11 protein-coding genes are annotated in these 12347 nt (G+C 58.2%); 8 read left to right on the forward strand and 3 right to left on the reverse strand.

Translation table 11 applies throughout. The features are described 5' to 3' along the window. Positions 1–4: 4 nt before the first annotated feature. From AB1287_RS03610 to AB1287_RS03630, 5 genes are read left to right on the forward strand one after another with little or no spacing between them, the layout of a single operon-like run. A complete protein-coding gene (locus tag AB1287_RS03610; RefSeq protein WP_312628677.1) occupies positions 5–1591 on the forward strand; it encodes a hydrogenase 4 subunit F in 1587 nt (528 codons plus the stop codon). Continuing rightward, complete coding sequence (locus tag AB1287_RS03615) at positions 1588–3324, forward strand: NADH-quinone oxidoreductase subunit C (protein WP_435616964.1); 1737 nt, start codon at positions 1588–1590, stop codon at positions 3322–3324. The genes AB1287_RS03610 and AB1287_RS03615 overlap by 4 nt, the downstream gene beginning before the upstream one ends. 10 nt (positions 3325–3334) lie before the next feature. Beyond that, positions 3335–3895: a hydrogenase 4 subunit H gene (gene hyfH / locus AB1287_RS03620; protein ID WP_312628674.1), complete on the forward strand. Its 561-nt coding sequence runs from the start codon at positions 3335–3337 to the stop codon at positions 3893–3895. After that, a complete protein-coding gene (locus AB1287_RS03625) occupies positions 3882–4649 on the forward strand; it encodes an NADH-quinone oxidoreductase subunit B family protein (RefSeq protein WP_435616965.1) in 768 nt (255 codons plus the stop codon). The genes hyfH and AB1287_RS03625 overlap by 14 nt, the downstream gene beginning before the upstream one ends. Further along, positions 4646–5059: a formate hydrogenlyase maturation HycH family protein gene (locus tag AB1287_RS03630; RefSeq protein WP_312628670.1), complete on the forward strand. Its 414-nt coding sequence runs from the start codon at positions 4646–4648 to the stop codon at positions 5057–5059. The genes AB1287_RS03625 and AB1287_RS03630 overlap by 4 nt, the downstream gene beginning before the upstream one ends. An 89-nt stretch (positions 5060–5148) precedes the next feature. Here the strand turns inward: AB1287_RS03630 and AB1287_RS03635 are convergent, their stop codons facing one another. Next, positions 5149–6762: a sigma 54-interacting transcriptional regulator gene (locus AB1287_RS03635; RefSeq protein ID WP_435616966.1), complete on the reverse strand. Its 1614-nt coding sequence runs from the start codon at positions 6760–6762 to the stop codon at positions 5149–5151. Between the two features lie 250 nt (positions 6763–7012). Here AB1287_RS03635 and hycI point away from each other — a divergent pair, with 250 nt between their 5' ends. After that, positions 7013–7468, forward strand: coding sequence for a hydrogenase maturation peptidase HycI (gene hycI, locus AB1287_RS03640; protein WP_435616967.1), 456 nt, complete (start codon positions 7013–7015; stop codon positions 7466–7468). 104 nt (positions 7469–7572) lie between these two features. Here hycI and AB1287_RS03645 read toward each other — a convergent pair whose 3' ends face one another. Continuing rightward, on the reverse strand, positions 7573–8991 hold the full coding sequence (locus AB1287_RS03645) for a 6-phospho-beta-glucosidase (RefSeq protein ID WP_312628664.1): 1419 nt from the start codon (positions 8989–8991) through the stop codon (positions 7573–7575). Between the two features lie 3 nt (positions 8992–8994). Further along, positions 8995–10449 (reverse strand): PTS cellobiose/arbutin/salicin transporter subunit IIBC, encoded by a 1455-nt coding sequence (gene ascF / locus AB1287_RS03650; RefSeq protein ID WP_435616968.1) that lies wholly within the window; start codon positions 10447–10449, stop codon positions 8995–8997. 200 nt (positions 10450–10649) lie between these two features. Here ascF and AB1287_RS03655 point away from each other — a divergent pair, with 200 nt between their 5' ends. Next, positions 10650–11663: a LacI family DNA-binding transcriptional regulator gene (locus AB1287_RS03655; protein WP_312628662.1), complete on the forward strand. Its 1014-nt coding sequence runs from the start codon at positions 10650–10652 to the stop codon at positions 11661–11663. Positions 11664–11796: 133 nt separating this feature from the next. After that, complete coding sequence (hydN, locus tag AB1287_RS03660) at positions 11797–12342, forward strand: electron transport protein HydN (protein WP_312628661.1); 546 nt, start codon at positions 11797–11799, stop codon at positions 12340–12342. The last annotated feature ends 5 nt before the right edge of the window (positions 12343–12347 follow it).

Below are 12347 nucleotides of genomic sequence, written 5' to 3' on the forward strand. Positions count from 1 at the left end.
CACAATGAGTCATTCTGCTATTTTCACATTTCTTCTGCTGACGCCGCTTGTATTCGCGCTGCTGGCCTTTGCCTGCCAGCGCCTCGGCACGGCGTCTCGTTCGGCGGTCACGCTGCTGCATGGCGTGGGCATCCTGGTGCTGCTGGCGATAACCCTTTACGCCGTGAGCGTGGTCTACCAACAGGGTGAGATGTTCTCCACGAATCTGTGGCTGCACCTCGACAGCCTGAGCGCGCTGTTCCTGGCGCTGCTTGGGATAATCGGGTTTCTCACCGGACTTTACTCGATGGGCTATATGCGCCACGAGGTCGACGAAGGAGAGATTTCCGTCGCCACGCTGTGCAACTACTACGGCTTCTTCCACCTGTTCCTCTTCACCATGATGCTGGTGGTGACCAGCAACAACCTGATCGTGATGTGGGCGGCGATTGAAGCGACTACGCTCAGCTCGGCGTTTCTGGTGGGGATTTACGGCCAGCGCTCGTCGCTGGAAGCGGCGTGGAAGTACATCATCATCTGTACCGTTGGCGTGGCATTCGGCCTGTTTGGCACCATTCTGGTGTACGCCAACGCCGCGAGCTTTATGCCTGACCCGCACAACGCCATTTTCTGGAGTGAAGTGCTGAAGCATGCGGCACAGCTCGATCCCACGCTGATGCATCTGGCGTTCGTGTTTGTGCTGATTGGCTTCGGCACCAAAACCGGGCTGTTCCCGATGCATGCCTGGCTGCCGGACGCGCACAGTGAAGCGCCAAGCCCGACAAGTGCGCTGTTGTCCGCCGTACTGCTGAACTGCGCGCTGCTGGTGATTATCCGTTTCCACATCATCATCACTCAGACCCTCGGCTCCGCCTTCCCGAATACGCTGCTGGTGATTTTCGGCCTGCTCTCCGTGGCGGTGGCGGCGTTCTTCATTCTGGTTCAGCAGGACGTTAAGCGCCTGCTGGCTTACTCCAGCGTGGAAAACATGGGGCTTATCGCCGTGGCGCTTGGCATCGGCGGGCCGCTGGGCGTGCTGGCAGCGCTGCTGCATACGCTGAACCACAGCCTCGCGAAAACGCTGCTGTTCTGCGGTTCGGGCAACGTGCTGCTTAAGTACGGCACGCGCGATCTTGGCGTGGTGCGCGGCATGCTGAAGCTGATGCCGTTCAGCGCGGTACTGTTGGCCGCGGGTGCGCTGGCGCTCGGCGGGATGCCGCCGTTCAACGTCTTCCTCAGCGAATTTATGGTGGTGACCGCAGGACTGGCTGCCGGGCATATCTGGCTGACCATCGGCCTGCTGTTGCTGCTGACCGTGGTGCTCGGCGGCCTGGTGCGCATGATCGCCTGCCTGCTGTTCGGCGCTGCGCCTGAAGCAACAAGCCGCGGTGAGCTGGGCTGGCTGACCACCGCGCCGATGGCGATTTTACTGGTGCTGATGCTGGTTATGGGCACCCACATTCCGCAGCCGGTGAGCCGCCTGCTGGAAAATGCCGCGTCGATTGTGATGCAGCAATCCCCGCATGAATTTCAGTGGCCGTGGGCGGGTAAAACCGCTTCAGCCACGACCCCCCGTCTTTGCACCCGCGAGTGCGCTGGAGAAATGAAGTGAGCTATCAACAATATATGAACGGCCTCGCGCAGGGCGATGTACTGGGCAATGGCTATCTGGCCGCCGTCCGGGAGAAGTTTCCGGGTGCGGTGCTGGACGAAGAGCGCCAGACTCACGATCAGGTGACGATTACGGTCAAAATCAACCAGCTGCCTGAGATTGTTGAGTTTCTCTACTACGGCTGCGGCGGCTGGCTGCCGGTGCTGTTCGGCAACGACGAGCGCACGCTCAACGGCCATTTCGCCGTTTATTACGCGCTGTCGATGGAAGAGGGCGAGAAGTGCTGGGTGGTGGTGAAGGGGCTGGTCGATGGCTCGCTGGAGTTTCCGTCCGTCACGCCGCGCGTGCCCGCCGCCGTGTGGGGCGAGCGTGAAGTTCGCGATATGTATGGCCTGAAGCCCGTTGGCCTGCCTGACGAACGCCGTCTGGTGCTGCCGGACGACTGGCCGGACGAGATGTATCCGCTGCGTAAAGACGCGATGGACTACCGCCAGCGCCCGGCGCCGACCACCGAAACGGAAACCTATCCGTTCATCAACGACGGCGACAGCAAGGCGCGCGTGGTGCCAATTGGCCCGATGCACATCACCTCTGACGAACCGGGCCACTTCCGCCTGTTCGTCGATGGCGAAACCATTGTCGACGCCGATTACCGCCTGTTCTACGTCCACCGTGGGATGGAAAAGCTCGCGGAAACCCGCATGGGCTACAACGAAGTGACGTTCCTCTCCGACCGCGTTTGCGGCATTTGCGGCTTTGCGCACAGCGTGGCCTACACCACGTCGGTGGAAAACGCGCTGGGCATCGTGGTGCCGCAGCGTGCGCACACCATCCGCTCAATTTTGCTGGAGGTGGAGCGCCTGCACAGCCATCTGCTGAATATCGGCCTCTCCAGCCACTTTGTTGGTTTCGATACCGGCTTTATGCAGTTTTTCCGCGTTCGTGAAAAATCAATGATGATGGCGGAGCTGCTCACCGGTTCGCGTAAAACCTACGGCCTGAACCTGATTGGCGGCATTCGTCGCGACATCCTCAAAGAGCAGCGCGTCAAAACCATTCAGCTGGTGCGTGAGATGCGCGCCGAGGTGACTGAGCTGGTCGACATGCTGCTCTCCACGCCGAACATCGGCCAGCGCACCCAGGGCGTCGGCATTCTCGACCGCCAGGTTGCGCGTGACTACAGCCCGGTTGGCCCACTGATCCGCGGCAGCGGATTCAGGCGCGATATGCGTTTTGACCACCCGTATTCGGATTACGGCAACCTGCCGAAAACCCTGTTTGCCTATGACGGCGGCGATGTCTTCTCCCGTGTGATGGTGCGCGTGAAGGAAACCTTCGATTCGCTGGCGATGATTGAGTACGCGCTGGACACCATGGGCAACGGCCCGCTGCTGACCGAAGGCTTCACCTATCAGCCGCACAAATTTGCGCTTGGCTACGTGGAAGCGCCGCGCGGTGAGGACGTGCACTGGAGCATGCTCGGCGACAACCAGAAGCTGTTCCGCTGGCGCTGCCGCGCGGCGACGTACGCTAACTGGCCGGTGCTGCGCTATATGCTGCGCGGCAATACCGTGTCGGATGCGCCGCTGATTATCGGCAGCCTTGATCCGTGCTACTCCTGCACCGACCGCGTGACGCTGGTGGACGTGCGCAAACGCAAATCGACCACCGTGCCGTACAAAGAGATTGAACGTTATAGCATTGAGCGCAAGCACTCGCCGCTGCTCAAGTAAGGATTAAACGATGCTGAAACTGTTTAAAACCATCCTGAAAGCGGGCGAACCGACGGTCAAATATCCGTTTGCGCCGCTGGAGATCAGCCCCGATTTTCGCGGCAGGCCTGAACTGGATCCGCAGCAGTGTATCGCCTGCGCGGCCTGCACTTCTGCATGCCCGGCGAACGCCCTGACGATGGAAACCCATCCGGAAAGCAACGAGCGCACCTGGCAGCTGTTTATCGGCCGCTGCATTTTCTGTGGCCGCTGCGAAGAGGTTTGCCCGACGAAGGCGATTCGCCTGACCAACGACTTTGAGCTGGCGGTGACCAATAAAGCCGATCTGTACGTCAAAGCGGTATTTCGTTTGCAGCACTGTGAAGTCTGCAAGCAGCCGTACACGCCGGAAAAATCGGCGCAGTATGCGGTGGAGCTGCTGCGCCAGTCCGGCGTCAGCGATGAAGCGCTGGCGGGCATGACGTCGCAGTTCACCACCTGCCCGGCGTGCAAGCGTCAGCAGACGGTGGGCCAGCACGACCAGCGTATGTTCAGCGTATCCGCAGCGGAGGTCTCTCATGAGCGAGTTTAATCATCACGTCAGCCAGCCGATTGCGCTTGCGGACGACGCGGCGCGCATGAAGCAGACGCTGCTGAAGGACATCAAGCGCTCGGCCTACGTCTACCGCGTGGACTGTGGCGGCTGTAACGGCTGCGAGATTGAAATTTTCTCTGCCATTACGCCAGTGTTCGACGCCGAACGCTTCGGGATCAAGGTTGTTGCCTCCCCGCGCCATGCCGATATTTTGCTGTTCACCGGGGCGGTGACCCGTGCGATGCGCGTACCCGCGCTGCGTGCGTATGAATCCGCGCCGGATCCGAAAATCTGTATCTCCTACGGTGCCTGCGGCGTGGGCGGCGGGATCTTCCACGATCTCTACTGCGTCTGGGGCGGCAGTGACGCCATCGTGCCCGTCGACGTGTGGATCCCCGGCTGCCCCCCAACGCCTGCGGCCACCATTCACGGGTTTGCCGTAGCGCTCGGCCTGTTGGATCAGAAGCTGAAAGGCATCGAGCACGTACAGGGTGAAAACGAAAAGCCCGCCATCATTCTGCCGGACGTGCCGCTGACGCTGCGGGTTGCCGTTGAGCGCGAAGCACGGCGGATGGCGGGCTATCGCCAGGGTGGCGACATCAGCATGAACCTGCTGAAGCTGATTCAGCATAAGCAGCCGCAGCAGGCGGCCCATGAGGTGGACGTCTGGCTGCGCAAAGAGAACGATCCGCGCCTGACCGAGATCGTTCATGCGCTGATGGCGGTTATCGCCGGTGAGGTGATGGCATGAGTGAAAAAGGAAAAGTGACGTTCTGGTCGCTGCGGCAGAAGTTCGTCGACAGCGATGACGACATGCCCGCCGAAAGCCAGCAGGTGATGTACTACTCGCTGGCGATTGGCCATCACGTCGGGATGATCGACTGCCTGAAAACGGAGCTGGAATGCGGGCTTGAAGGCTATACCGAATGGCTGAAGCTGCTACCTGAAGGGGACGCGCGGCGTAAGCTGCGCGGCCTGCTGACGTTTGGGGAGATCACCATTGATTCCACCCACACGTCGCTGCTGGCGAATGCGCTTTCTGAACTGAGCAAAACGGGAGCGGAACCCTTTAAAGGCTGGAGCTTGCGGCTGATTGAGCTGCTGGGTGAGATTGAACGCGAACCGGCGATTTATCTTATCGTAAAAAGGCAGGTTGCCTGATGGCGCTGATTGCCAGGTGGCGGCTGATGCCTTACCTGGCCTACAAATCAGGCCTGCGCGATTTGTAGGCCGGGCGCTTACGCGGAGCCTTAAAGATCCCGCGTATTGATTCCCAGACGCTGCATCCTTGAGAGCAGCGTCGTTCTTTTCAGACCGAGCTTCTGCGCTGCACCTTTTGGCCCCGCCACAATACCGTTTGTTTCCCGCAGGGCCTGAATAATCCTTTCCCGTTCACCTTCGTCTGTTTCTGGCGTTTGCGGATTAAACAGCGGCGGCAGCTTGATGGTTACAGGCTGAACGCGTGGCGCCTGCGCCGGGGCTGAAGGGATTTTCAGATCGCCCAACTGGAGATTCAGGGTGTTGCCCTGGGTCAGGATCACTGCGCGTTCAATGACGTTTTGCAGTTCGCGCACGTTACCCGGCCAGGGATACTGGCACAGCGCCTGGAGCGAAGCTGCGGGAATAGTATCGATGGTTTTGTTCATGCGCGCCGCCAGCTTTTGCGTGAACCAGGTGGCGAGCAGCGGGATATCTTCCGGACGCTCGCGCAGCGGTGGGATCACGATCGGAAAGACGTTCAGGCGGTAGAACAGATCGCTGCGAAACTCGCGTTCCTGCACCATCTGATGCAGATCGCGATTGGTGGCGGCGATCATCCGGACGTTCACCGGGATCACTTTGCTGCCGCCGAGGCGCTCTACTTCACGCTCCTGCAACACGCGCAAAAGTTTGGGCTGTAGCTCCAGCGGCATATCACCGATTTCATCAAGGAACAGCGTGCCACCGTCGGCCATTTCAAACCGTCCGATATGGCTGCTGGTTGCGCCGGTGAAGGCGCCTTTCTCATGCCCGAACAGATCGCTTTCCAGCAGGCTTGCGGGAATAGCGGCACAGTTCATTTTGACCAGCGGGCTTTGGCTGCGCTGGCTGAGTTTGTGAATAGCGCGGGCGATAAGCTCTTTGCCGGTACCCGTCTCGCCGAGCAGCAGCACGGTGCTGTCGCTCGTGGCGACCATCTCGACCTGGCGCAGCAGGTTTTTCATCGCCGTGCTCTGGAAAATAATATCGTTCAGGCTTTCAACGTTTTGCAGCTGTTCCGTGAGCCAGATATTTTCCTGCTTCAGTGAATCTTTTAAACGCGTAATTTCATTCCAGGCGTTGGCATTATCCACCGCAATACTGATCCGTGAGGCTATTTGCCCGAGCAGGGAACAGACCGCTGGCGTAAAAGCGCTGGCGTCCGTATGGGCGAGAATAAATATGCCGGGTGCATGGGCGTTAAATGCCAGCGGCAACAGCAGGGCCGCCTGCATGCCGGCGTAATATAAATCTTTTAATAACGGATCGTTGAGGTTTTCATTGAGCGCAACGGCCTGCGGCTGATTGTTATCCAGCACGTTTTTAAGAATGCTTTGTGCAAGCGGATAAGTTCTTTGCTGGCAAACGCACTGATTTTCTCCCTGCCAGCCGCAGGCGGTGACCGGAAAGGCCTCAGAAGATACGCCGTCAAAAAAGGCGAGCGAGACGCTCGGGATCGCGAAATAGCGGTGAATATCCGCGGCGATGGCGCTCACCATCCCTTCACGATCGAGGTGGGCCAGCACGGAGTTGGTGATATCGACCAGAATACGGTATTCATCGCGCTCTTCTTTTAAGTGATGAAAGAATTCCAGCAGCTCAGGTTCGACACCGGAATTGATCATGGCAATCAAGTGATTATTCCATTCGGTATTTGTAATGGGAATGGTTCTTATTTTCTTGCCACTCAGCTTCTTTACATCATTCATCGCTTCAGCCTGTTTATTGAAAATTGCTGATGTTCACAATGAATCAGCAATGCTATTTGAGATCAGTATTTGCGGGCTGCGTGCAATATAAGATACCCCTTTGGGATCATTCGTTGATATTGATGGGTAGTTTGCTCATTCAGGCTCATTTTATCGGGAGAAAAGCGTGTCTAACGTATTACTTTGTGTCGGCAACAGCATGATGGGCGACGATGGGGCCGGGCCGCTGCTGGCGGAAATGTGCGCCAGCGGGCCAAAAGGTGACTGGATTGTGCTGGACGGCGGCAGCGCGCCGGAGAGGGAAGTGGCGGCGATCCGTGCAATGCGTCCGAACCGTTTGCTGATTGTTGATGCCACCGACATGGGGCTGGAGCCGGGCGACACCCGCATCGTCGACCCGGAAGATATTGCCGAAATGTTCCTGATGACCACCCACAATATGCCGCTCAACTATCTGATTGAGCAGCTGGCAGAAGACGTGGGAGAGGTGATTTTCCTTGGCATTCAGCCAGACATTGTCGGCTTTTATTATCCGATGACGGAGAAGATCAAAGCCGCGGTAGATGTCGTTTATCAGCGGCTTGAGGGCTGGACCGGCAACGGCGGGTTTGAGCAGCTGTAACGTTTGCCGGGCGGCGCTGCGCTTGCACCGGCCTACAATTTGACAGGGACGACCTGCAGGCCCGGTAAGCGTCAGCGGGCAAGCAGCGCAGCCCGGCAATGACATCACGCCAAATCTTCCCCGTTGCTCGCAATCACCTTCTTATACCACCAGAACGATTTCTTACGCGTGCGCGCCAGCGTGCCGTGGCCTGCATCGTCACGATCGACGTACACAAAACCGTAGCGTTTGCTCATCTCGCCCGTCGAGGCGGCGACTAAATCAATGCAGCCCCAGGTGGTGTAGCCGATGACCGGAATGCCGTCGTCAATGGCGTCACCCATCGCCTGAATGTGCTCGCGCAGGTAGCTGATGCGGTAGTCGTCGTTGATTTCGCCGTTGGCTTCCACCACGTCTTTTGCGCCGAGGCCGTTTTCAACCAGGAAGAGCGGTTTCTGATAGCGGTCATACATCATGTTCATGGTGATGCGCAGGCCCAGCGGATCAATGCCCCAGCCCCATTCGCTGGCTTTGATGTACGGGTTTTTCAGCGACTTAACGATGTTTGCCGCATTGGTGTTGTTGGCGTTCATGTCTGCCGACGCGCAGCGCGAGGCGTAATAGCTGAATGAGACAAAATCGACGGTGTTCTTCAGGATCTCATCATCGCCGGGCTGTTTTTCAATGGTTACGCCTTTTTCGCGGAACACGCGTGCTGAATAGGACGGATAAGCGCCGCGCGCCTGCACGTCGATAAAGAACAGGTTTTCGCGGTCTTTCTCCAGCGCCATCCACACGTCTTCCGGCTTGCAGGAATACGGATAGAAGTTGCCCCCCGCCAGCATACAGCCGACCTGGTTTTTTGGGTTCACCTCATGGGCGATTTTCGTCGCCAGGGCGCTGGCAATCAGTTCGTGGTGTGCGGCCTGGTATTTCACCTGCTCCTGGTTTTCGCCTGCTTCAAACACCAGCCCGGCCCCCGAATAGGGGCTGTGCAGCATGATGTTGATTTCGTTGAAGGTCAGCCAGTACTTCACCAGACCGTCGAAGGCTTCGAAGCAGGTGCGGGCGTAGCGGGTGAAGAACTCCACCATTTTGCGGCTGCGCCAGGAGCCATATTCCTGTACCAGATGCATCGGCACGTCGAAGTGACAAAGCGTCACCAGCGGTTCGATGTTGTGCTTTTTGCATTCCGTGAACAGGTCACGATAGAAGGCGATACCTTCCTCGTTTGGCGTCAGCTCGTCGCCGTTCGGATAGAGGCGCGCCCAGGCAATGGAGGTACGGAACACCGTGAAGCCCATTTCTGCCATCAGTGCGATGTCTTCTTTATAGCGATGATAGAAATCGATCGCCTGATGGCTCGGGTAGTATTCATCCTCGCGCAGGGTGAAGCGCTTCTCCAGCCCAAGCTTCACCGGCATGCGGTTTGCGCCGTGGGGAATCGTGTCGACGGTGGTTAAGCCCTTTCCGCCTTCCAGATATGCGCCTTCTGACTGGTTCGCGGCCAGCGCGCCGCCCCATAAAAATCCTTTTGGAAACATGCCTTACCTCGCTTGTATTGATTGTTCTGTGGCGGAAATACCCTGTGCCTTTCGCGCCTGCACGGCCTGCTCTTCCACCGGAATATCTTCAAAGCCCAGCAGCAGCGTCAGCACGAAGGAGAGCACCACGGCGAGCGCCATCACGCCAAACACCCAGACGATGGTCATCGGGTTGGCCGGGTCAAAGAACTGCACGCTGGTAAACAATCCCGGCGCCGCCATCGAATGGCTGGCAAGCCCCGCAATACCGGCCACTGCGCCGCAAATAAAGCCGCTGATCAGGCTGGCAATCAGCGGGCGCTTCAGGCGGATCGCCACGCCGTACAGCGCCGGTTCAGAAATTCCCGCCAGAATGGCGGAAGCCGCGGCGGCCAGCGCCGTCTGACGAAGCTCCGGGTTTTTCGTTTTCCAGGCGACCGCCAGCGACGAACCGCCGAGTGACAAATTGGCGCCAATTTCAGACGGCATCACCATGCCCTCTTTGCCAGTGGTGGCAATGGTCTGAATGATGGTTGGGGTGAACACGCGGTGCATCCCGGTCATCACCAGCAGCGGCCATAACGCGCCCATGATGGCGACCGACAGCCAGCCAAGATAGTCATGAACGGTATAAACCAGCGCGGAAATCGCGGTGCCGATCCAGATGCCGATTGGGCCAATTAACAGAATAGCCAGCGGAGCGGCAATCAGCACAATCAGCATGGGTTTGAGGAAGTTTTTGGTGACCGCTGGGGTGATTTTGTCGACCCAGCGTTCGATATACGACAGGCACCAGGTCATCACCAGCGCCGGGATCACCGTGTAGGTATATTTCACCGCCGTAACGGGAATAAAGGCGAAGTCGACGTGCTCGCCCTGGGCGGCTTTCGCCATCAGATCAATAAACCCCGGGTGCACCAGCACGCCCGCAATGGCAATCGCCAGCGACATATTGGTTTTGAATTTCACCGCCGCGGAGGCGGCCACCATCAGCGGCAGGAAGAAGAACGCGCCGTCACCGATGACGGTGAGAATGGTCAGCGTCGGGGTGCCTTTCGCCAGCACGCCGGACATCTCCAGCACCATCGCCAGCAGCTTAACCATTGAGCCGCCGATGATTGCCGGGATCAGCGGGGACATGGTGCCGATCAGCGCATCCAGAATGCCCGCGCCAATGCGCCGGAGCGTTAACTTTTGCGGACCTTGTTCCACGGCGGGCTGCAGGCTGCCCGGCAGCAGGGGGAGCACTTCTTTGTAGGCCTGCGATACCGTGTTACCGATAATCACCTGGCACTGGTTATCGCTGCGCACCACGCCGAGCACGCCGTTGAGGGTTTTAAGCCTGGCGGTATCGGCAAGCGTGGGGTCGTTAAGCACAAAGCGCAGGCGAGTCATGCAGTGGGTCGCGGCGGTGATGTTGGTCGCGCCGCCCAGGGCGGCTACCACATCCCGGGCTAACGCAGCATAGTTTTTCGACATCGGGTCAATCCATCTTATTGTGATTAAAATTTGTATAGGAAACCGGTTCCACAAAATCATGAAGAGATCTGATGAGCGAAACAAGACAGAAAAAAACTCTATTTTGTTTTCGTGAGATTGATCACTGACGATCGCCGGGGCTGAAAATCCGCGGATCCTGAAGTACACTGCCCACACTTTTTTCAGACGGATGAGCGAACATGGCAACGATGCTGGAAGTGGCGAAGCGCGCTGGCGTGTCGAAAGCCACCGTATCCCGCGTGCTGTCGGGCAATGGCTATGTCGGCCAGGAAACGAAGGATCGCGTCTTCAGGGCGATCGAAGAGAGCGGCTATCGGCCGAATCTGCTGGCGCGCAACCTGGCAACCAAAAAAAGCCAGACGCTTGGCCTGGTGGTGACCAACACGCTGTACCACGGCGTCTACTTCAGCGAGCTGCTGTTCCATGCCGCGCGTCTGACGGAGGACCAGGGGCGTCAACTGATCCTCGCCGACGGCAAGCATAGCGCGGAAGAGGAGCGGGCGGCGATCCAGTACCTGCTCGATCTGCGCTGCGATGCGATCATCATCTATCCGCGTTTTCTTACACCGGATGAAATGGATGAGATCATTCTTGGGCATGACAGGCCGATCATGGTGCTCAACCGTCGCCTGCGAAAACATGCCAGCCACTGCGTCTGGTCCGATCAAAAAGCCTCCAGCGAAATGGCGGTGGAACAGCTGATTGCGCAAGGGCATCGCGATATTGCGTTTATTACCGGCTCGCTCGATTCCCCCACCGGGATTGAGCGCCTGGCAGGCTACAGGGCGGCGCTGGAGAGAAACGGCATAGCGGTACGCGAGGAGTGGATTGCGGAAGGAAAATGGACGCCCGCTACGGGCGCTGCGGGTGCGGCAACGCTGTTATCCCGGGGCATTTCCTTCAGCGCGCTGGTGGCCAGCAATGACGATATGGCTATTGGTGCGATAAAGCAGCTGGTCAGCGCGGGCATCAGCGTGCCGCAGCAGGTGTCGGTGATCGGCTTCGATGATATCGCGCTTGCGCCTTATACCGTGCCTTCCCTCTCCAGCGTGAAAATTCCCGTCACCGCGATGATTGAAGAAACCATTAATCGCCTGATTTTTATGCTCGACGGCGGTGAGTTTAAGCCGGAGCATGCCTTCCCCGGCGAGCTGATCCTTCGCGACTCCGTCACCGCCGGGCCCTTCGCCTGACGTCCGTCATCTGTCGTCGTCATTAATGACGATGACAGCAAGGCATTGATATAACCAACTGATAAATAGCCATTTAAATAATGGCGCGGAAAATGCATACCTTCGGCCCTGTTGCCCAATGCCGGAGGAGTGCATGAACCGTTTCATCATCGCGGAAGCGAGCAAATGTATTGGCTGTCGTACCTGTGAAGTGGCCTGCGCCGTGGCGCATCAGCCCGAACAGGACTGTGCGGCGCTGACGCCCCAAACTTTTTTACCCCGCATCCACGTCGTCAAAGGCGTGAATATTTCTACCGCCACCGCCTGTCGCCAGTGTGAGGATGCCCCCTGCGCCAGCGTCTGCCCCAACGGAGCAATTGCCCGTGAAAACGGCTTTGTGCATGTGATGCAGGAGCGCTGCATTGGCTGCAAAACCTGCGTGGTGGCCTGCCCTTATGGCGCAATGGAGGTGGTGGTTCGTCCTGTTGTACGCACCAGCGGTTTTGGAATGCAGGTGAAAATGGAAAAGGCCGAAGCAAACAAGTGTGACCTTTGCCACACCCGCACCGATGGGCCAGCCTGCGTGGCGTCCTGTCCTACCGCCGCGCTGGTCTGTATTGACCGGGAAGCGCTTGAGCAACTGAATGTTGAAAAACGCCGCCGGGCTGCGCTCGACAGCGCATTTTCCGTGTCGTTTTAATCTTA

Source organism: Scandinavium sp. UTDF21-P1B (assembly GCF_040750395.1).
GTDB lineage: Bacteria > Pseudomonadota > Gammaproteobacteria > Enterobacterales > Enterobacteriaceae > Scandinavium.